21 protein-coding genes and 2 tRNA genes are annotated in these 21948 nt (G+C 48.4%); 19 read left to right on the forward strand and 4 right to left on the reverse strand.

The genetic code is table 11. The annotated features are described in order from the left end of the window. Positions 1-117 precede the first annotated feature (117 nt). From moeA to EH207_RS10880, 4 genes are all read left to right on the forward strand, one after another. On the forward strand, positions 118-1353 hold the full coding sequence (gene moeA, locus EH207_RS10865; protein ID WP_137714024.1) for a molybdopterin molybdotransferase MoeA: 1236 nt from the start codon (positions 118-120) through the stop codon (positions 1351-1353). Positions 1354-1355: 2 nt separating this feature from the next. Further along, a complete protein-coding gene (gene moeB, locus EH207_RS10870) occupies positions 1356-2108 on the forward strand; it encodes a molybdopterin-synthase adenylyltransferase MoeB (protein ID WP_137714025.1) in 753 nt (250 codons plus the stop codon). Between the two features lie 128 nt (positions 2109-2236). Beyond that, a complete protein-coding gene (locus tag EH207_RS10875; protein WP_137714026.1) occupies positions 2237-2632 on the forward strand; it encodes an acyl-CoA thioesterase in 396 nt (131 codons plus the stop codon). Between the two features lie 136 nt (positions 2633-2768). Then, the gene (locus EH207_RS10880; RefSeq protein ID WP_137714027.1) at positions 2769-3368 is read left to right on the forward strand and encodes a nitroreductase family protein; all 600 of its coding nucleotides are present in this window, start codon (positions 2769-2771) and stop codon (positions 3366-3368) included. A gap of 127 nt (positions 3369-3495) precedes the next feature. Here the strand turns inward: EH207_RS10880 and EH207_RS10885 are convergent, their stop codons facing one another. Beyond that, the gene (locus tag EH207_RS10885) at positions 3496-4404 is read right to left on the reverse strand and encodes a lipid kinase (RefSeq protein WP_137714028.1); all 909 of its coding nucleotides are present in this window, start codon (positions 4402-4404) and stop codon (positions 3496-3498) included. A gap of 241 nt (positions 4405-4645) precedes the next feature. Between EH207_RS10885 and EH207_RS10890 the strand changes: the two genes are divergently transcribed. After that, on the forward strand, positions 4646-6154 hold the full coding sequence (locus tag EH207_RS10890) for a sensor domain-containing diguanylate cyclase (protein ID WP_246048874.1): 1509 nt from the start codon (positions 4646-4648) through the stop codon (positions 6152-6154). Between the two features lie 61 nt (positions 6155-6215). Here the strand turns inward: EH207_RS10890 and EH207_RS10895 are convergent, their stop codons facing one another. The 3 genes from EH207_RS10895 to EH207_RS10905 form a co-directional block, all read right to left on the reverse strand. After that, positions 6216-6461 carry an antibiotic biosynthesis monooxygenase family protein gene (locus EH207_RS10895; RefSeq protein WP_175413668.1) on the reverse strand — a complete coding sequence of 82 codons (246 nt, stop codon included), beginning with the start codon at positions 6459-6461 and terminating at the stop codon, positions 6216-6218. A gap of 322 nt (positions 6462-6783) precedes the next feature. After that, the gene (locus tag EH207_RS10900; protein ID WP_137714029.1) at positions 6784-6951 is read right to left on the reverse strand and encodes a YqaE/Pmp3 family membrane protein; all 168 of its coding nucleotides are present in this window, start codon (positions 6949-6951) and stop codon (positions 6784-6786) included. A gap of 179 nt (positions 6952-7130) precedes the next feature. Further along, positions 7131-7220: transfer RNA gene (locus tag EH207_RS10905), tRNA-Ser, on the reverse strand. A 94-nt stretch (positions 7221-7314) separates the two neighbouring features. Here EH207_RS10905 and mtfA point away from each other — a divergent pair. From mtfA to EH207_RS10975, 14 genes are all read left to right on the forward strand, one after another. After that, a complete protein-coding gene (mtfA, locus tag EH207_RS10910) occupies positions 7315-8112 on the forward strand; it encodes a DgsA anti-repressor MtfA (protein ID WP_137714030.1) in 798 nt (265 codons plus the stop codon). Positions 8113-8220: 108 nt separating this feature from the next. After that, a tRNA-Asn gene (locus tag EH207_RS10915) sits at positions 8221-8296 on the forward strand. Positions 8297-8458: 162 nt separating this feature from the next. Then, positions 8459-9721, forward strand: a complete 1263-nt coding sequence (locus EH207_RS10920) for a tyrosine-type recombinase/integrase (protein ID WP_137714031.1) — start codon at positions 8459-8461, stop codon at positions 9719-9721. 411 nt (positions 9722-10132) lie between these two features. Further along, a complete protein-coding gene (locus tag EH207_RS10925; protein ID WP_137714032.1) occupies positions 10133-11143 on the forward strand; it encodes a TauD/TfdA family dioxygenase in 1011 nt (336 codons plus the stop codon). 26 nt (positions 11144-11169) lie between these two features. Further along, positions 11170-12753 (forward strand): phenylalanine aminomutase (D-beta-phenylalanine forming), encoded by a 1584-nt coding sequence (locus EH207_RS10930; protein WP_137714033.1) that lies wholly within the window; start codon positions 11170-11172, stop codon positions 12751-12753. Continuing rightward, positions 12753-13826, forward strand: a complete 1074-nt coding sequence (locus EH207_RS10935; protein ID WP_137714034.1) for a pyridoxal phosphate-dependent aminotransferase — start codon at positions 12753-12755, stop codon at positions 13824-13826. Before EH207_RS10930 ends, EH207_RS10935 begins: the two co-directional genes overlap by 1 nt. Positions 13827-13894: 68 nt before the next feature. After that, on the forward strand, positions 13895-14620 hold the full coding sequence (locus tag EH207_RS10940; RefSeq protein ID WP_137714035.1) for an alanyl-tRNA editing protein: 726 nt from the start codon (positions 13895-13897) through the stop codon (positions 14618-14620). 62 nt (positions 14621-14682) lie between these two features. Further along, complete coding sequence (locus tag EH207_RS10945; protein ID WP_217496084.1) at positions 14683-15687, forward strand: hypothetical protein; 1005 nt, start codon at positions 14683-14685, stop codon at positions 15685-15687. 43 nt (positions 15688-15730) lie between these two features. After that, positions 15731-16672: an FAD-binding oxidoreductase gene (locus EH207_RS10950; protein ID WP_246048875.1), complete on the forward strand. Its 942-nt coding sequence runs from the start codon at positions 15731-15733 to the stop codon at positions 16670-16672. Positions 16673-16745: 73 nt separating this feature from the next. Further along, entirely contained in the window at positions 16746-17918 is a 1173-nt protein-coding gene (istA, locus tag EH207_RS10955; protein WP_009113448.1) for an IS21 family transposase, read from the forward strand. Next, the gene (gene istB, locus EH207_RS10960; protein WP_009113449.1) at positions 17918-18712 is read left to right on the forward strand and encodes an IS21-like element helper ATPase IstB; all 795 of its coding nucleotides are present in this window, start codon (positions 17918-17920) and stop codon (positions 18710-18712) included. Before istA ends, istB begins: the two co-directional genes overlap by 1 nt. Positions 18713-18763: 51 nt before the next feature. Continuing rightward, positions 18764-19216, forward strand: coding sequence for an FAD-binding oxidoreductase (locus EH207_RS10965; protein WP_246048876.1), 453 nt, complete (start codon positions 18764-18766; stop codon positions 19214-19216). Positions 19217-19262: 46 nt separating this feature from the next. Beyond that, positions 19263-20495 (forward strand): ATP-grasp domain-containing protein, encoded by a 1233-nt coding sequence (locus tag EH207_RS10970; protein ID WP_137714036.1) that lies wholly within the window; start codon positions 19263-19265, stop codon positions 20493-20495. Next, complete coding sequence (locus EH207_RS10975) at positions 20492-21679, forward strand: MFS transporter (RefSeq protein ID WP_137714037.1); 1188 nt, start codon at positions 20492-20494, stop codon at positions 21677-21679. The genes EH207_RS10970 and EH207_RS10975 overlap by 4 nt, the downstream gene beginning before the upstream one ends. Positions 21680-21948 lie beyond the last annotated feature (269 nt).

Here is a 21948-nt window from a genome sequence, read left to right on the forward strand (position 1 = left end):
ACCCGATTCCTTGACTCGCCGACATTCTCCGTAAAGGCGTTCTCTGACATAATATTGGCATACGATCCTTATTTTCGCCCGCAGACTTTCCCCCGCGAAACCAATCATGGAGTGCAAATGGAAAGCGTTACCTTAGGCTTATTAACTCTCGAACAGGCGTTGGAAAAAATGTTTTCACAGGTATCAGCGATACCGGAAACGGAAAATGTTCCTCTGCATGACGCCGCCGGCCGGATTAGCGCCAGCGCGATAACCTCCCCCATCAACGTCCCCTCTTTTGCTAATTCCGCTATGGACGGTTATGCCATTCGCGGTGCGGACCTCGCAGCCCCGACGCCGCTGCCGGTAGCGGGCAAATCCTTAGCAGGGACGCCGTTCAATGGCGAATGGCCTGTCGGCACCTGTATTCGCATCATGACCGGCGCACCGATCCCTGAGGGCGCTGACGCCGTTATCATGCAGGAACAGGCGGAAGTCAGCGACGCAGGCGTGCGTTTTACCCATGACGTCAAACCCGGACAGAATGTCCGTCTGCCCGGCGAAGATATCCGCGCAGGCGCGACCGTCCTGCCCGCCGGGAGAAAACTGAGCGTCGCGGAATTGCCGCTGCTGGCTTCGTTGGGGATCGTCCGGGTTAACGTATACCGCCGTTTGAAAGTGGCCATCTTTTCCACCGGCGATGAGCTTCAGCCTGTCGGCGCCCCCCTTCAGGCCGGACAGATTTATGACACCAACCGCTTCGCCGTGCGCCTGATGCTGGAACAGTTCGGCTGCGAGATCAACGATCTGGGCATTATTGCTGATGACCCGGTCGCGCTGCGCGACGCCTTTGAGCGCGCGGGCCACAGCGCCGATTTGGTTATCAGCAGCGGCGGCGTTTCCGTGGGCGAAGCGGATTACACTAGGCAGATACTGAAAGAGTCAGGCGATATCCATTTCTGGAAGCTGGCGATCAAACCCGGCAAGCCGTTCGCCTTCGGCAAGTTAAAGCAGGCCTGGTTCTGCGGCCTGCCTGGGAATCCGGTTTCCGCGGTTCTTACTTTTTACCAGTTGGTTCAGCCGCTGCTGGCCCGTTTAGGCGGGCACACGGCGTGGCATTTGCCAGCCCGTATCCGGGTAAAAACCACCCGCGCCCTGAAAAAGACGCCCGGTCGCACTGATTTTCAGCGCGGCGTCTTCAGCCGTAACGCGCAGGGCGATTTGGAGGTCAGCACGACCGGACATCAGGGCTCGCATGTCTTCAGTTCCTTTAGCCTCGCGAACTGCTTTATCGTGCTGGAGGCCGAACGAGGCCCTGTCAGCGCCGGTGAATGGGTCGAAATAGAACCGTTCAATTCTCTCCTGGGATATTAAAAATGCTGCCTGAACTCAGTGATGCCGAGACGCTGCGTTACAATCGTCAGATTGTGCTGCGCGGTTTTGACTTTGACGGACAGGAGAAGCTGAAAGCCGCCCGCTTGCTGATTGTCGGGCTTGGCGGGCTGGGCTGTACGGCGTCGCAATATTTGGCGGCGGCGGGTGTTGGCCATCTGACGCTGCTGGATTTTGATACCGTTTCACTGTCCAACCTGCAACGCCAGATATTACACCGCGACCAACGTATCGGCATGGCGAAAGTCGAATCGGCGCAGATCGCACTGGCTGAAATCAACCCGCATCTGTCGCTGGATGCGGTCAACGCCAGTCTGAATGATGAAGCGCTGGGCGCGCTGATGGAAAAGCACGATGCCGTGCTGGACTGCACCGATAATGTGGCTATCCGCGACAGGTTGAATCAGTTGGGTTTTCAGCTTAAAAGACCCCTGATTTCCGGCGCGGCGATTCGCATGGAAGGACAGATCAGCGTGTTTACCTATCGCCCTGAGGAGCCTTGTTACCGCTGCCTTAGCCGATTTTTTGGCGACAACGCGCCGACCTGCGCGGAAGCGGGCGTGATGGCGCCGCTGGTGGGGACTATCGGCAGTCTGCAAGCGATGGAAGCGATCAAGCTGCTAACCGGTTATGGTCGCGTCGCCACGGGCCGTTTACTGCTATTCGATGCCATGACGCTGCAATTCCGCGAAACCAAGCTGCCGAAAAATCCGGACTGTGAGGTATGCGGCAGATGACCAGACATAGCGATTTCCAACGATGCCGATAGACAGGGTGACGCTCTGCCGCGTCCGCTATCTTGTTATGATCCTGGCTCTATTTATGATGTAATATTCATTTGCTTCTTAAGCGGGCCAGACTCACTATGAACCAGCTTCTTTCCATCGACGAAAGAATCCAGAACTCGGTAACCAAAGTCGCCAAAGTTGTTTTTCCTACCAATATCAATCATCACTCCACCCTGTTCGGCGGCACGGCGTTGTCGTGGATGGACGAGATCTCTTTCATCACTGCGACCCGTTTTTGCCATAAACCGCTGGTGACGGTTTCCACAGAAAAGATTAACTTTAATACACCGATTCCTTCCGGCACGATTATCGAACTTATCGGGCAGGTCAGTCGGGTCGGCAGAACCAGCCTCACCGTTGACGTCAGTGTTTTTCTGGAACAGATGTATACGGATGGCCGGACCAAAGTGATCTCCGGGCAGTTCAATTTTGTCGCCGTGAATGACGAAGGCCGCCCGATTCCATTATTTTAAATGGCTGTATTGATTGGGTGGTGTTATAGAAAAATAGTGTTATGGCGAAATAGTGTTTGAAACAACACGTCTTACTACGCCATAGATATCCGTATCACAGTGTAGAGATAAGCAACCATGTAGAGGGGACCAGATCATGAGTAATGCTTTTTTGCAAGCTATCAAAGCCCGCCGCAGCATCTATGCCATCGGGAATAAATTACCCATCTCCGAGGATGCGGTAACCGCGCTGATTACCGAAGCCGTAAAGCAAAGCCCTTCATCCTTTAACTCACAAAGCTCCCGCGTAGTGATCCTGTTCGGTGAACAGCACGAAAAACTCTGGGATATCGTTAAACAACAGTTAAAGCAAATCGTGCCCGCAGATGCCTTTGCCTCCACAGAACAAAAGCTGGCGTCATTCGCCGCGGGCGCAGGCACCGTACTGTTCTTTGAAGACACGAAAGTCATTGAAGATCTACAACAGAAGTTTGCCCTTTATGCGGATAACTTCCCTATCTGGTCTGAGCACTCCACCGGCATTGCCCAGTTCGCCGTGTGGTCCACACTGGCGCAGGAAAAGATTGGCGCCTCGCTCCAGCACTACAATCCGCTGATTGATGACGATGTGAAAAAACAATGGCGGCTACCGGCCAGTTGGCAACTGCGCGCCGAGTTGCCTTTTGGCGCTATCGAACAACCCGCAGGTGAAAAAACCTATATCGCGGATGAAGAACGCTTTCGTATCTTTAAGTAACTTTCGATACAAACGTTAATAAAAAAAGGGACAACGCATTCATGCGGTCGTCCCTTTTTTAATACCGGCATTTACCCTTTTCGTCACGATTGAAACGGATTATTGCATCCCAATAACGCGGTGCTCATTAATTCGGTTTCGGGGCGAACACCCGAATCGCTTTTTCCCGAATATTGAACACCGCTGGAGTTTTACCAATTAACTCGCCATCCGCATTAATATCATGGGGTTTTGACGTATGCAGCGATAAATGTTTGCCGGAAAAAGAGCGGACATTGCGCCAGCGGCCATGCGTTCCCCGACGAATAAAAGGAATAAGCGCAATCATCTCCCACCAGTGAGACACTTCAAGGCTATAGATATCGAGGCGGCCATCATCCGGCGCGGCGTTATGCTGTATCGCCATCCCACCGCCGTAAAAGCGTCCATTCCCGACGGAAACTTGCACCGTGCGAACGCGTTCCTTCACGCCATCGTGTTCGATTTCTGCCCGAAACGGACGGCTTTGTTTCAGCAATTTAAACGCAGCCAGCGCATAACCTAATGTCCCCCAACGCTTTTTGGACTCAGCCGACAGGTTGCGCGCCAATGCCGCGGAGAAACCGATGCTGGAAACATTAAAGAACAGATGTCCATTCACATCACCCAGGTCGATAGTGCGTAAATGACCCTCGGCAATGATCTCCACCGCCTGCCTGATATCCTTTGGAATACCCAGCGTACGGGCAAAATCATTTGCCGTTCCCAGCGGGAGAACACCGAGCGCCAGTCCCGTCTCCACCAGCCCCGGCGCCGCCGCATTCAGCGTGCCATCTCCCCCGCCAATAATCACGAAATCAATTTGCCTGGCATAACAGCGAATAATGTCGCTACAGGTTCCCGTCTCTTTTTCATCCGGTTCGATAATATTGATATTCCTAGCCTGTAATAGTTGTTTCACAACGTGCGCGGATGATTCGCCATTACGTGCTTTTTTATTTATAAATAGCAGCGCCGTTGGGCATGCTTTCCTATTCTCTGAATCGTAGTTCGCCATCGTTTATCAACTTAATCCGTTCAGAACAATCGAATTGAATCTAAGCATAGACACAATAAACTTCACAAGGCGGCTTTAACAAGCCCACAATTAAATACAAAAAATTACATTAAAAAAATTCCCCCGGTCTGCTTTCGTTGGCCTTTCTTTGTGCATCACTGCATTGATGTTTTTTAGGGCGGCTGCTTAACTTCAATAAGACATGCAACGGTATCCGTTAAGTGCAGGATAGACTTTACCTATGTTAACATTTGGTTCCAACATTGAGGATGATATCTTGCAAATTGGATTGATGATAAACTCACGCTGGTTGAATAAGCCCCGGGCAATCGTCCTGTTTACCGCTATGCTCTTCACCGCTTTTCTAATTATTAGCTGGACAAGCTATGAAGTCGCCATAGAATCGCTGGAAGAAGAAATAAAAGAAAACACCCTGCCCTTGACCAGCGACAATGTTTACTCCGAGATCCAGCAAGACCTGCTGAAACCCATTTTTATCTCCTCACTGATGGCGCATGACACATTTTTACGCGACTGGGTTATCAATAACGAAACCGATCCACAGGCGATGATCCGTTATTTGAAAGAAATCGATGATCGCTTCAACACCATATCCACCTTTTTCATTTCGGATCAAACAAAACATTATTACGATCCGCAACGTATCCTGAAAACCGTTTCTGAGCAATCTCCCGACGATCGGTGGTACTTTCAGGCCAGGACGTTATCGGATGAAATGCCCTATGCCATTGATATTTTAGTCGATCCTGAAAATCGCACTCGTATGGATATTTTCATCAGCCACCGGGTGATGGACTACCGCGGTAATTTCATCGGCGTCACGGGCGTGGGTATTCCCGTTGAACGGGTAAAACTCTTGATTGAAAAATACGAGCAGCGCTATAACCGCAACATCTATTTTATTGATAAAACCGGCAACGTGGCATTACACGGAAACACCTACGACCGCCCTTTGAAAATTCAGGAACAACCCGGACTGTCCCCGCTGGCTACCGCTATTTTGACGGTCCCCGGCGGGGCATACGAGTATCAGTTAAACGGCAAACAGATTTTCCTTAACACGCGCTTTCTGCCTGAGTTTGGTTGGTATCTGATGGTAGAGCAAAGCAATCATCCCAGCGAGAAGCGGCTCTTCAACACGCTGATGAAAAATCTCGGCGTCAGTATTAGCGTTAGCCTGCTGTTCTTATTTGTGTTGTGGCTGACCATCGGCGGCTACCAACGCCGTTTGGAGCAGATGGCAACCACCGATAAATTGACCGGCCTTATGAATCGGCAAGCTTTTGACTATTATTTCACACAATTATTGTCCAAACGTATTGCTCAACAGCGCCCCATCGCCCTTGTGCTGCTTGATCTCGACCACTTCAAACAGATAAACGACCACTATGGTCATGGCGTCGGCGATGAGGTTCTGGCACAGATTGCCAGCTTGCTACAGCAAACCGTCAGATACAGCGATCAAGCCTGCCGCTGGGGAGGAGAAGAGTTCGTGGTGTTGCTGGATGATTGTAATCTCGATAACGCAGTGCTGCGAGCCGACACGCTGCGCAAGACGATTGAATCGGCGCAAATCAGATCCGTAGACGACACCGTTCAGGTCACCATCAGTTGTGGCGTCGCGGAATATCAAAAGAGTGAAACATTGGACATGTTGATTAACCGTGCGGATATTGCGCTTTATCAGGCGAAACAGCAGGGCCGCAATCGGGTCGTCAAATCCGAATAGGGGTTAAACACGGACAAATGGCCGACTTATCTCGCCTTCGAGGATTTCATCGCCGCCTGACTCATTCCCTATTCCGTTTGCCATAGGCATATTGCACTTCAGAAATACGCAATTCATAGTGTTTGTACCACTCGGCAATACCAAATTCCTGCGCAATACGATGCTCTGCGTGGTTTTTCCAGCGTTTGATGGCTTCAAGCGAATCCCAGTAAGAAACGGTTATGCTAAACCCCTGACTATCGCGCGCGCTTTCCGCCCCCAGATAACCGGGTTGCTGCATAGCCAATTCCACCATCCGGATCGACATGGCATCATATCCATTATCACCCTCTGTGCGCTGAGATGAAAAAATAACCGCAAATTAAGGCGGTTTTGGCAAACAAGAAAATGGGGTATTCGACATGAACAGCCTCTGAATGTGGAGGTGAATAAAAGCGCGCTGACTTTATCTGCTTCAGATATATCCAAAACAGAATATTTTTTTAATACATTGGATTAACGGACGCAATACAAAGGTGGGATTGTGTATTTAAAGTAACGGGCATCGCCGCCGGCGACACCCGCTAGTCATTATTCCAGGTGTAAGACATCCGATGCGGCGCGCCTCTTCGCCCAGTATGCGGATATCACTAAATGCTGTCCGTTTTGGTCTGAACCCAGAAGGCGTGGATCAGTCCGGGGAAATACCCCAATAGAGTGAGAAGAATATTCAGGATAAATGCGCCCCCCACCCCCTTCCCCAGCAACACACCCAAAGGGGGTAAAAGAATGGTAAATACGACTCGCCAAAAACCCATATCAATCTCCGTAACGTGATGAGGACTTATGACATTAGTACAGGCGATATGATTTGTCAGCATCAAAGGGGGAGATCGGCGATATACGTCAGGAAGAGATAAACGAAAAACCGTTTTACAGATGATTTTCTCACCGGGATTTTTATCACAGAATGGAATGACGATAACTGCTTGAATAGTGGCGGAGAGAGAGGGATTTGAACCCTCGAAGGGATTGCTCCCTTAACGGTTTTCGAGACCGTCCCGTTCAGCCGCTCCGGCATCTCTCCGTTTAAGCGGTTGCTATGATGCCCGCTTTTGCGGCATTTTAACAGCATTAGCCCTCGCCTTTAAATTCAAGTGATGACTTAGCGAGCAACAGCGATGATTAAGTGGCCGTGGAAAACGAATATATCTCAAACGGAAACGCTTGAACGCTGGCAGGCGGCAATATCCATCCCTCTGCTGGCCCCGTTAAACGCTGCCGAACGGCAGTGTCTGACATCCATTGCCGATCAGTTCCTTAAGCTAAAGCGTCTGATACCGCTGCAAGGGCTGGCATTAACGGAAATCATGCAGCAACGCATTGCATTACTGTTTTCCCTGCCTGTGCTGGAGCTGGGTATTGAGTGTCTTGATGGTTTCCATGAAGTCCTGGTTTATCCCGGTCCGTTCATTGTTGATGATGAATGGCAAGATGATATCGGGCTGGTACACACAGGTAAAATCGTTCAGTCGGGACAGAGCTGGGATCAGGGGCCGATAATCCTTAACTGGCAGGAGGTGCAGGATTCGTTCGACCTGTCTGGTTTCAACCTCGTCATTCACGAAGTCGCCCATAAGCTGGATATCCGAGGCGGTGGCGCTGCTACGGGTGTCCCACCGATTGCCTTGCGTGACGTCGCCGCCTGGGAGCAACATTTACATGCCGCGATGGATACATTACAGGAAGAAATTGATTTAGTGGGCGAGGATGCCGCCAGCATGGATCCCTATGCCGCTCAAGATCCCGTCGAGTGTTTCGCAGTCCTTTCCGAGTATTTCTTTAGCGCCCCGGAACTCTTGTCTGATCGATTCCCGGCGCTGTATCACTGTTTTCAGGGTTTCTACCGTCAAGATCCGCTGAGCCGTCTCAAAACCTGGCAAAACAGTACTCACTACAATCCACCAATTATCTACTGACCGGAATAAAGACAGAATTGTACACAGCCTAAACAGTCAGATGATAACGCCGATTTTGCCGTTGACAGCATAGCGGGTGCCGGATATTATGCGCCCCGTTCACACGATTCCTCTGTAGTTCAGTCGGTAGAACGGCGGACTGTTAATCCGTATGTCACTGGTTCGAGTCCAGTCAGAGGAGCCATTTTCCTGTTTTCATGCATCCTTGCGAATCCCTATTTGTACATTGATTCAACAGGTTAGCGTGAAAATCCTTCCCGATGCGTTTCTAGTTTTCCCTCCGCATCGGGAAAAAATGGTGGTCAGATTTGGGGTCAAGTTGGTTCGATGACGGAGTGACCCCCAAATGTCTCTTAACGACTCAAAAATCCGCAACTTAAAATCATCCGCTAAACCCTTCAAAGTTTCCGATTCTCACGGCCTGTACCTTTTAATCAATCCAGGCGGTTCACGTCTCTGGTATCTCAAATATCGTATCGACGGCAAAGAGTCCCGCCTCAGTTTAGGCGCTTATCCTAATGTATCGCTGACCGACGCCCGGCAACAACGCGATGGCATCCGCAAGATGCTGGCGCAGAATATCAACCCGGCGCAACAGCGTGCCGCTGAGCAGGCGGCGCGTTCACCGGTTAAGCATTTCAAGACCGTGGCGCTGGGCTGGCATAAAAGCAATAAAACATGGTCGGAGAACCATGCCGCCCGCCTGCTTGCCAGCCTGAACAATCACGTTTTCCCGGCGATGGGTCATCAGCCGATAACGGAACTCAAAACCCGGCACTTCACCGTCCTGCTGAAAGGTATCGAAGAAAAAGGCCTGCTGGAGGTGGCGTCCCGTACCCGACAGCACCTGTGCAATATTATGCGTTACGCAGTTCAACAAGGATGGGTGGAAAATAATCCGGCGCTGAATCTGGTCGGCGTAACGGCTCCGCCGGTCAGGCGCCATTATCCGGCCCTGCCGCTGGAGTGTCTGCCGGAATTGCTGGAACGCATTGAAGGCTATCGGCAAGGCCGGGAGTTAACCCGGCTGGCGGTACTGCTCACCCTGCACCTGTTTATCCGTTCCAGCGAACTGCGTTTCGCAAGGTGGAGTGAAATTGATTTCAAAAACAGAATCTGGACCATTCCCGCTACCCGCGACGCTATTGCCGGCGTCCGCTACTCCGGGCGTGGCGCGAAAATGCGTACGCCGCATATCGTGCCGCTGTCCAGGCAAGCCATCGATATACTGAAGCAGATTCAAGCGATTTCAGGCCATCTGGAACTGGTGTTTCCCGGCGACCATAACCCGTATAAACCCATGTGCGAAAACACAGTCAACAAAGCATTGCGACTAATGGGCTATGACACCAAAAAGGATGTCTGCGGTCACGGATTCCGCGCAATGGCGTGTAGCGCATTAATGGAGTCAGAGCGTTGGTCGCAAGATGCTGTCGAACGCCAGATGAGCCACCAGGAGCGCAACAGCGTGCGGGCGGCCTATATCCACAAAGCCGCACATCTTGAAGTCCGCAAAGCGATGATGCAGTGGTGGTCGGATTTTATTGAAATAAACAGTGAAGGCTTTGTTCCACCGTACGTATATGCAAAACAATATAAAATTGCCTGACTCTAATCCCATGTTAGTGCCTGGGGACCTACCCCGGGCTTCCAGATATCTCATCGCCACCTCCATAACGCTCCCCTTACATCCCATTCTCAACACGCAAGACAACAGTTTTTCTGGCGGTATTCTGCAAACCCAACAATCGGTCAACATCATTCTCAGGGTGTTTCAGTAGAGCTGAAGAGCCGTTAAACAGCACTATTAGGGGAAAACACATATCTAAAAAATATTTCCATAAGTCACAAAAAACACATAGATTATTGATTTTTTGATGTTTTTTATTTTCATTTTGTGTCGTGCATAATAAAAATTTCTTTTAAAAGAAATATATTTCTAAATGTTGACTTTAAGCACATGAGTGGTTAATTATTAATCAATAAGCTAATAAATCCTTCAAACTTGCAGGGGGTTGAAATGGCAATTTTGATGAGTCAATGTGAAGATGGAAATGTATTCAGCTTTATAGTCAAAGGGTTACCTGTTACTGGCATACAACATTTTTTTACTGAATCAGCAGCACAAATCCGTACTCAACTACTTGACCGTGGAGCCGTCATCATCCGTGGTGTGGAAGAAAGCCGGGATCCAGATGTTTTTGAACGAATCATGGCATCTTTAGGCTTCCCTACCAGGGATTATATCGGGGGTTCTTCCCCACGCTCGTCAGTTAAGGGCAAAGTAATGGAAGCTACTCGGACACCTCCTTCATGGTCAATTATCCTTCACCAGGAAATGACCTATGTAAAACACCCACCCGAAATTATTGCTTTTTCCTGCGTCGAACCTGCCCGTAAAGGCGGCTTCTCAACTATTGGTGATATGCGCCGAATTAAACATTTGGTCGACCCCACCACATTACAATTACTGACGGAACGGGGTCTAAAACTACGCAGGACATTACCCGGCGAAAAACGGGTTCATTTAAAACCCGGTATTAAAAAAAGCTGGCAGGAGGCACTTTCAGCAATAACGAAAGAAGAAGCTGAATTTGTTTGTCGCTCTCGAGGCTGGGACTTTGAGTGGTGGAATGATGATTTAATTCTCTGGCAGGATTGTATTTCCCCAATGCGGCAACACCCCCTCAAAAGCGAGCTCATCTGGTGCAACCAGGCTCATTTCTGGGGTGCTGCAGCAATGATCGAATGGGCCCGGATTGATTCCAGATATGATGATGAAAATGAATTAACAAAGGCTACACAGACGAATCCCGAACTTCTGGAATCTATGTGTTTTGGGGATGGGGACCCTCTTCCAGAAGAGCTAACGCTCAATTTATTTAATCTGGTCCAGGGGGTTGAGCAGGAGGTGAGCCTGCACAGCGGGGATATATTACTTCTGGATAATTTACAGTTTGCGCACGGCAGGCGTGCATTCTCCGGAAAAAGAGAAATTAACGTAATCATTGCCGACTGGGGTGAGAATTAAGTTAATCCCACACAAGGAGAAGCATAATGAGTGTTAATCAACACAATGGTTCATCCATAAGTGATACCTTCATTCTTAGCCCAGAGCGTCTTGTTAGCCTGGAAGAGTTTATTGCTTTCTCGCAACCAGGTAAAAAAATCGCTGCCTCTGAGGCCACCAGAAACAGAGTTCGAGCATCAAGGCATGCTCTGGAAAAACTTGTCGACGAAGGCGCTGTGATTTATGGCGTCAATACCGGCATGGGTGGATTTGTTGATCATCTCGTCCCGCTTGACAAAGCGCCGGAGCTACAAAAAAACCTCATCCGTGGTGTTGCAACTAATGTTGGTGACAGATTTTCAGATATTATCTGCCGGGCAACTATGTTTGCGCGGATCGTCTCGCTTTCTCGTGGTAACTCAGCAATATCGCTCGAAAATTTCGACCGTTTTATTGCTATCTATAATTCGGGGATAATACCAGAGATCCCAAGCAAAGGTTCCCTTGGCACCAGCGGTGATCTAGGTCCATTGGCAGCGATGGCCCGAGTGCTTACCGGAGAAGGCGATGCCTGGTTTAATAATAAACGTTTGCCTGCTGCCGACGTTCTACATCAATTAGCTCTTGTACCACTCGAGCTTAGCTATAAGGAAGGGTTGGCACTCATTAATGGCACCTCCTGCATGGTCGCGCTTGCTGCCCTGAATGTCACTGAAGCCAAAGATCTTCTTGAAAAATACACGTCAATCTCCGCCTTTTCCTCAGAAACACTTCTTGCTAGGGTCCGCCCGTTCCACCCCGATGTTCATCAACTGAAGCCCCATACAGGTCAACGTAAGATTGCAGAAATGATATGGAATGACCTAAAGGGAACAAAACTGGCAGTTGACGACATACAGCTTTCATCAGAACTCGGTAGCAGGCTTACAGACAGCATCAGGCAGGAAGATATGCCTATTGAAGATGCTTATTCCATACGCTGCACACCGCAAATCCTTGGTCCCGTACTGGAAACTACAGAATTCGTAGAACGAATAGTGACTAACGAACTGAACTCTTCAAACGATAACCCTCTCGTAACACCTGAAAATGGCCTGGTCTTCCATAACGGGCACTTTCACGGGCAGTATATATCAGCGGCGATGGATTACCTGGCAATATCAATAATCACCATGTGTAATTTATCTGACCGCCGCACGGACAGATTCCTGACCAGCGCGAACAGTAATGGTCTGCCCTCCTTTTTGTGCGCTGAAAATGGCGGGCTAAGATTCGGACTTATGGGCGGTCAGTTTATGTCCTCTTCTTTAACTGCGGAAAACCGTGCGCTGGCAACACCACTGTCAATCCAGACACTCACAACAACCGGCGATTTTCAGGATGTTGTCTCTTTCGGCTTGGTTGCGGCCCGCAGGACTGCAGAGGTGCTTCAGAATACCCGTTACGTTATTGCCTTTGAATTAATCTGTGCAGCTCAGGCAGCAGATATTAGAGGGATAACAAAATTAGCGGGCACAGGCCTCCACTGGTACGAGCAAGTACGGGAATCCGTTCCCTATCTTGACCAAGATGAATCACTAACGCCATATCTGGAAGATATCGTATCCCGGTTACTAGGAGGACGACGTTGATGTTATCAGATAAGACCCAAGGCGATGCAGAACTGCCTGAACGTAAAGATGAATGTATTCGCCTGCATGCAAATGAAAATCCGCTTGGAATGTCAGACCAGGTACAAAATCAGTGCATGAGCGATCTGTTACTAATGAACCAGTATCCCGATCCCACCTATCGGTCGCTTCGTTCAGCTATTGGGCATCGCTGGAATGTTGAACCGGAGCAACTCATCATTGGTAATGGCTCTGATGAACTGATAGATATAGCACTGCGTAGTCTGTTGAAACCGGGCTCACGGATTGTCGCTCTCCGGCATAGTTTTATGATGTATAAAAAGAGAGCTCACATCCTCGGCGCAATATACAATGAGATCCCGGTTGATAATAACGGTCAGGTTACCTCGAATGATATAAATGAGATCGCTAACAATCAAACCGATATTTTAGTTCTGGTTAATCCGTCTAACCCATTAGCTAACTATATTGAGCCTTCATATTTATTATCTTTGGTTGAAGAAATACCGCTGAGTACGACAGTTATCATTGATGAAGCCTACGCAGAGTTTACGCCTGATCGTGAAAATACGGCCGGACTGCAGATAGTACGTAACCGGATTAATAGCGTATGTTTAAGGACATTTTCAAAAGCATATGGGCTTGCAGGACTACGCCTTGGTTGGGCTTATTTAAGTGTAGACTTACTCCCGAAACTGGAAACCCGTCGGGCACCTTACAACGTCAGCGCATTATCTTCACTGGCCGGAGAATATGCGCTTCAGGATACTGAACATCTGAACAGAACAACAGAATACTGCGGGAACTGGGGAAAAAGACTGGTTGATTTATTTGACGCATTTGGGATAAAGGCCAGAAGTGAATATGTCAATTTTGTATTTGTCGAATTCGGGAATGATGCGAGCTGTCAGGAAATATACAATATTCTTGAACGTGAAGGTTTTCTTACATCAAGATTAACCGATTACTCCCTTGAAAATTGCCTGAGAATTTCTTTCGGCACTCCTACTCAGATGGAAAAGTTATTCTCTGTCTTACAGAGAGAACTGATAGACCGGCATCTATTAGAATAAGTCATTTCACGTTTTAGAAAGCAAACAGGCACGTCCTATAAATGACTATGTAATAAAGGTAACGCACGATGAATAAAACATCAGCTTTATATTATAAAGATGCCTATCTTAACCAAGTTGATACGCAGATTAGTTATGTCTGCCGTGATGAGTCAGGTCTTCCATATTGCCTCCTCAATGAAACAGTATTCTATCCGCAAGGCGGCGGGCAACTGGGTGATCGGGGTTACCTGATGTTACCGACCGCCCATACATCGCCACAAAAGGTAAAAGTTGCCACAACAAAGCGCAAGGGCGATGAGATCAGGCATTACCTTGATATAGACGACAGCGAGTTCAGCTATCTGCAGGAACTTGCAAGTCAGAACGTAACAGCCATTCTTGACTGGTCGCGACGGTATCACCAGATGCGTATTCACTCAGCAGTACACCTCATCCATTGTGTGCTTGAGGAAGTTAGCGAGCATTCAATACCCCATCCTGTACGCTCGCCACTCAGTGATGATAATGGAGAGAACCACTACAATCTCCTGCTCGACGATATTGACGCAAATGTTCTTAATATGGTTACGATAAAACTGAATGCATTCTGCACTACAGGTCATGAAATACATACTGAGTCTGATGCTGAACGGAGAAACGGTTTCCGCTTGTGGAAATGCGGTAAATGGGTCATTCCCTGTGGCGGGACGCATATAAAAAACACAAGAGAAACAGGGACGATTTTTTCCACGCTGAAAGTTAAAAAGAACATGACGCGCATTACACTCTGGCTTACTGATGAATCCGGATAGGCCGGAAAATCAATATATAGTCAATATCCGGACTACAAATCATGACGATGGTGACTTCTGATATGAAAGCAGAACAAAATAAAGCAACACGTGGTAATACTTCCTCTGGTAACGCATTACGTAAAGCAGATGAAAAACGGGCCCTAGGCTCATACCTTATGCAGCTTCGGATCGAAAGGGGGCATCTGAAAGTTTCGACGTTTCTTAATGAGATAAACATCCCTTTTTCTGCTAATTATTATCGTGATATCGAAGCGGGAAGAAAATACCTCAGCATTGATTCTGCCGTAGAGCTTCATGATTCGCTAGGTGTAGAAGCATCCACTAAATCAAGCTTTGACTACTTCTGGCATTATTTTAAGGATTTATTACCTTCCGACATTCATGAGATGTTATTTGGGAAAGGTATTGAGACAAAAGATCTTTCCTCCCGACTTGAGCTTAGAGATCATGATTCAAAAATATTACGTCGCGCCTTTAGTTCAAGCCGGTATGAACGCGAATTTATAATTTCTGATGAAGTTATAAAAGCATTTCATAACAATTTCGATTTACTACCGCTTATGACATATGTCTATATGGTAGAGAAAGCGTCTGTTTCAGAAATTAAAAAAGTATGCCAGCAGCTTGATATTATATTCGATTCCCGCGTGGTGGATTTCCTGAGCCTTATTTCAAAAGAACGCAGTCATGATGAAGCGCCTTTCATCCGCTATGCACCGACACTCAGAATGCCCAGAACAAATGAGGCGATCAGACTCAAAGATAAGTTCCTGTGTTATGAAACAGAAAAATCATTATCCAAACCTGAAAGAAGTGAATATTTTGACCTGAATGGTACCTTTAAATTCAGTTCAATGATCACGCTTAAAGAACCGGAGATTGAGCAGATACAGGATCGACTTGTTGATCTCTTCTCCGTTATCGAAGTGCACAATAAATCAGGAAAACAACTGGAGGATGAAAAAGCCCATCCCTATTTTCTGGAATTAATCATTTCAGGCAGACCTGAGTACGATGGACGGTCGGCCCGGAAATCAGCAGGACCCAAAGTAAAAAATAGTTGAGGCGTGTAGCTCTTATTTTTAACTTTACCATGGAGACAATGTAATGAACATGTCAGCCATCGAAAAATTACGGGAAAAATTTGAGAACCGTTTTCACACCGAACAAACATTCCGGGAAAAATATTGCCAAGCTCCTACAGGCATAGCCTTAAATCCTCCCGACGTGGTGGTGACCGTGCGTAATGAGCAGGATATTGTTGATATAGTGTCGCTTTGTTCTCGGACAGGGCTACCGGTTATTCCCTGTGGGGCACGGACGTCCATCGAAGGGCAGATAAATGCCCCACAAGGTGGTATCAGCATTGATTGCTCTGAAATGAATGCTATCACCGATATCAACATTGAAGATATGACGGCAACAATCCAGCCCGGCGTTACACGAGAGCAGTTAAATGATGCCCTGCAAAATACCGGATTATTTTTTTCCGTTGATCCTGGCGCGAATGCTTCCATCGGTGGAATGGCTGCAACCCGTGCATCTGGTACAAACTCTGTCCGTTATGGAACGATGGCGACGAATGTCCAGGCCGCACGTCTTGTCATGGCGGATGGCTCTGTGGCAAAAGTCGGCTCCAGAGCCGTAAAATCTGCAATGGGATTAGACCTGCTTTCACTTGCGATTGGTTCTGAGGGTACACTGGGAATTTTCAGTGAATTAACCGTCAACCTTCATCCTGTCCCGGAAATGATTTTTTCAGGTGTCTGCGCATTCGACTCTGTCAGGAATGCCGTGAAGACCGTAACCAGCTCGCTCAAGTCAGGATTACCCATTGCGCGTATTGAATTACTTAATATCCCCGCTGTTCGCGCTTGTAATACTTACTCCGGTCTTGGCTTACCTAAAAAGCCTCATCTCTTCGTGGAATTACACAGCAACATGCTCTCAATGGCAGGCAACGTTGCGTCTTTCACGGAACACGTACACAAACATGGGGGAGACGTGCAACTTTCTGAGGATGTCAGCGCCAGTGATATAAGACGGTAATTCACCATTTGGATTGTCCGCTCCACCCAACATGTTGTTTCCTTGAGGTTCTCACACCAGAAAGGACATCAGCATGCTGAGCAGAGAGGACTTTTACATGATAAAGCAAATGCGCCAGCAGGGTGCGTATATTGTCGATATTGCCACTCAGGTGGGTTGTTCTGAGCGAACCGTCAGACGGTACCTGAAATACCCGGAACCTCCGGCCAGAAAAACACGCCACAAAATGGCTAAACTCAGGCCGTTCATGGACTATATCGACATGCGTCTGGCAGAGAACGTCTGGAACGGCGAGGTCATCCTCGCGGAAATCAAAACGATGGGTTATACCGGCGGCCGCTCCATGTTGCGTTACTACATCCAGCCCAAACGTAAGATGCGGCCATCGAAGAAAACAGTTCGCTTCGAAACCCAGCCCGGCTACCAGCTCCAGCATGACTGGGGGGAAATTGAGGCTGAGGTTGCCGGACAACGATGCAAAGTTAGCTTCGCGGTTAACACGCTGGGGTTCTCCCGCCGCTTCCATGTCTTCGCCGCACCAAAGCAGGATGCTGAGCATACCTATGAGTCTCTGGTTCGCGCCTTCCGCTACTTCGGCGGCAGCGTGAAAACCGTGCTGGTCGATAATCAGAAAGCCGCGGTGCTGAAAAATAACAACGGGAAAGTGGTGTTCAACTCCGGGTTCCTGCTGCTGGCCGACCACTATGGCTTCCTGCCACGGGCCTGCCGCCCGCGAAGGGCCAGAACCAAAGGTAAGGTGGAACGGATGGTGAAATACCTCAAGGAGAACTTCTTCGTCCGGTACCGCCGGTTCGACAGCTTCGCCCATGTTAATCAGTTACTGGAGCAGTGGATGGCTGACGTTGCTGACCGACGGGAACTTCGCCAGTTCAGGCAGACACCGGAACAGCGCTTCACGCAGGAACAGGAGCATCTTCAGCCGTTACCGGATACTGACTTCGATACCAGCTACTTCGATATCCGCCATGTCTCCTGGGATGGCTATATCGAGGTTGGCGGAAACCGTTACAGCGTACCGGAAAGCCTTTGTGGTCAGCCGGTCTCAATACGGATCTCGCTGGATGATGAGCTGCGGATCTACAGTAATGAGCAGCAGATGGCATCGCACCGGCTCTGTTCGGCTTCATCCGGCTGGCAGACCGTGCCGGAGCATCACGCCCCGCTCTGGCAGCAGGTCAGTCAGGTGGAACATCGCCCGCTAAGTGCGTATGAGGAGCTGTTGTGATGCACGAACTGGAGGCACTGCTGGGTCGTCTGAAAATGGAACATCTGGGCTACCACGTCGAAAGCCTGCTGGAGCTGGCGGCCAAAAAAGAGCTGAACTACCGCGAGTTCCTGTGTATGGCGCTGCAACAGGAATGGAACGGGAGACATCAGCGAGGTATGGAGTCTCGGCTAAAACAGGCACGGTTCCCGTGGGTCAAAACGCTGGAGCAGTTCGACTTCGGCTTCCAGCCAGGTATAGATCGTAAGATCGTCCGGGAACTGGCCGGGCTGGCGTTCGTGGAGCGCAGCGAGAACGTGATCCTGCTGGGGCCGCCAGGTGTGGGTAAAACCCACCTGGCAGTAGCACTCGGGGTAAAAGCGGCTGATGCTGGTCACCGGGTGCTGTTCATGCCACTGGATAAGCTGATCGCCACACTTATGAAGGCAAAGCAGGAAAACCGGCTGGAAAAACAGCTACAGCAGCTTGGTTACGCCCGGGTGCTGATACTGGATGAGATAGGCTATCTGCCAATGACCCGCGAGGAGGCCAGTCTGTTCTTCCGGTTGCTGAACCGTCGGTATGAGAAAGCAAGTATCGTACTGACGTCAAATAAAGGGTTCGCCGACTGGGGAGAGATGTTCGGCGATAACGTGCTGGCAACGGCAATCCTGGATCGGCTGCTACACCACTCAACCACACTGAACATCAAAGGAGAAAGCTACCGGTTAAAGGAAAAACGCAAAGCCGGAGTGCTGGCAAAAAACGCCACGGCAATCAGTGATGATGAAATGGCGGAAAGTGGGCAACATTAATGACCAATAGCGGACATTAAAAATGGCGAAAAATGGCCAACAATCCTGGCGTTGACAGAGGATCCAGCAGAAAGAGAAATACTGTGGATAGCGCGTCATGATGCATGGTGGGCATTCCACGCTTTTTATGAAGGTTGTCAGGGGATCCCCACTGATGTTTGTGTGCCCTTATCACGCCTGAGTGCCTGCATTGCTGCTACAGAAAGAGATATTGCAGAGACAGGGCTCAATGCACCTCTTATCGGACATGTCGGGGACGGTAACTTCCACCTTCTACTAATGCTTCATGAGGGGGAAGAAGAAACATCCCGGGTACAGGAATTTCTGAACCGTTTAGCTGAACGTGCATTGTCATATGGTGGAACAATCAGCGGAGAGCATGGTGTCGGACAGGGAAAAATCAAATGGATGTCGGCACAACATGGAACTGCACTGGAACTGATGAAGACTATTAAGTCAGCCCTGGATCCTCTCAATATTTTAAATCCGGCAAAAATGTATTGATCAATATCAGCAGAAGATTCAGGTTACTAAAAACGGGGTAAACAGCATGCGACACATATTAATTGTTGGAATAAATAAGATTTCAGTAAAATATATCTGTGATGCGATTCACAATGCAGGTTACGAACCCATACTTTCCATTGAAACATTAGGTCTTTGTGACGATGCTCGCCACGCGATCAGCGACGTAATCTGTATTCCCCCTTTTACTGACCATGAGAATTTATCTGATTATTTGAGATCTCATCCTGATATCTCTCAAAAAATACATAGTATTACAACGTTCTTTGATGAGTTATTCCCGATGATTACCGCAACCGCAGAGGAGTTCGGATATAATGGCCCACCTCGCATATTTGCAGAACTGGCATCAAAAGAAGTGGTCGGAAAGTTTATCCCTGAACATGTTCCTCCAGAATTACAAATCTCCATTTCCGACAAAGAATTCTCCATTCCATGGCTGGAGATGGATAAAAACAATACTGTCATTTTAAAACCCGCTATTGGCTCCGGGGCGCTTGCAACCTCAACGCTGACTCTCGAACCGGGCAAGGATCCGATCCAGATAATAAAGTCTGCTATTTCTGAAAGTAGAATTGAGCACCCTGAAACGCTCTGGATTATTCAGGCTTATTGTGAAGGTATACTCGTGAGCATGGAAGGATTTGTCCAAGAGGGTACAGTCGTCTTTCTCGGTCTGTCTAGGCGAGAAAGAGTCAAATTCACTGAGGTTGCCAACCATTTCCCTTCTGATAACAGTATTCAACCCTCTGTACTGGTAAAAATTAAGACCGCCATTGACGACCTTATCAGTCGATCAGGGTTTGATAATGGATACTTCCATTGTGAGTTTATCACCACTGACGCTACTGCTTATCTTATTGATGCCAATATGGGGCGTTTAGGTGGTGCGACAGTTGTAGAACAGATCGCATTATCCTGTGAGCTTTCCCCAGCAGTTGTTCTTCAGCACGCAGCATTACTCCCTCTGGGTTTGGCAAATACCATCCCAGTATATGCCCCTTCCGGGAAACGCAAAAATACGCTTGGGTACTGGTATTGCCTGGAGGAAGAATCGCTCATCTGTGGATGGGACATTCCGCCACTGGTATCCATTCATACACCGATCGCCAGTCCTGGCAACCTAATCCAGCCTGTCGGCGTTTCTGATTATTCCTGGGTCGGTATGCTGGCAGGTTACACTGAAATAGTTCAGGACGAGATAAAACTGATACGCATCAAAACTGATCGCGGAGACAGGCTTCCTGTATTCAAATGATATATATTATTCGTTTTTTCTCATCAGCAGCCTGGAGTTTCTTTTATCCCTTTATGGCTATCTGGCTCAATACCGTTGCAGGACTGAGCAGCAGTTCTGCTGGCATCGTCGTCGGATTTGCTATTGTTGCCAATCGCACTGGGGCACTCGCTTTCCATCGCCTTATGGATAAAACTGAACGGAAAAGGGAGATCGCCTTTTCATTAATAGGCGTTGCAGTATCTGCCTCACTAATGCTCATCGCGGCAGCAACGGGGGTTTCAGACACCCTGGTCTGGATTGTTCTCGCTACGTTATTTGGCCTCACCAACTCTGTATCGGTTATCTCGCAGATATCGTACATCGTTCATGTCTTCCGTGAGAATGAACATGAGCGTGTTCTCTCGTATGAAAACGTGGCCGCGAATGCGGGTGCGGGGATCGCGCCATTTCTGGCCTCTTTTCTTCTTTCTGGTACAGGATACTGGTTCGCCTCATTTCCTCTGTTACTGGGAGTGATGGCAGCAATAGCGACCCGGACGTTGCAGTATTCCCCACATAACTCATCGTTGATAAACACAAAAACGTCTACCGGGGACTCAGCTATTTCCCATAATAAATATCGTATTATCGCTTTCCTGATTATTAATTTTATGACGATGATCGGCTATGCCCAATTTTATTATGTCTTTCCGACTTATGCCGTGGAAAAATATTCCAGTGAACTGGTTGGTTCCCTCTTTCTGCTCTCAAGCGGGATCATCATCGTTGGTCAGATTTTTATCACTTCAGCCTCACAGAAAGTGAGCCGCTTGTGGAGAGTTGTTATTTCAAATTTATGCATTGGTGGTGGTTGTGCTTTATTAAGTGCTTCGTCTGAACAACAATCTACGCTTTATCTGGTTGTGGTTCTGATCGTCACAGGAGAAATGATTTGCGGTCCGTTGTATCAGGCGCAAGCAGTTAAAATCTGGCGTGGACGCCGATCTGTTGTGATGGCAATACAAACCTGCGTCTGGGGTGCGGCAGAAGCTGCTGCCGCAGTGACTGGCCTGATGCTTATCGCACGGGGTATGAGCCTTATCTCATTTCTTCTGGGGGCACTGGTATGCTTTATTGCAGCAATAGGGGCATGGCTGTCAATAATCTGGCGACGCCCTTTTATTGGCATTGAAACTGATAAAGATATCGCCGATTCTTCATAAGAAGACAAAGTATTGATATAAAATAACGCGATTATTGTGGTAACAATCGTTGCCACAAATCTGTCATTTCTTGCGTAAGCCCTATCTTATATTGCAAATTTAAGCACACAGTCCTTTATGGTAAGAAAGAGGGGGTTAAATATAACTCAACTCATTAAACTGAAGTACAACCTTAATTTAAACACCCCAATAAATAATAGCGGAGTAATTATTAAGTTGGTTATCATAAACTATCATGTGTGTTATGTGGCATTCAAGGAGTTTCCTTT

This window comes from Brenneria rubrifaciens, assembly GCF_005484945.1.
GTDB classification, from domain to species: domain Bacteria; phylum Pseudomonadota; class Gammaproteobacteria; order Enterobacterales; family Enterobacteriaceae; genus Brenneria; species Brenneria rubrifaciens.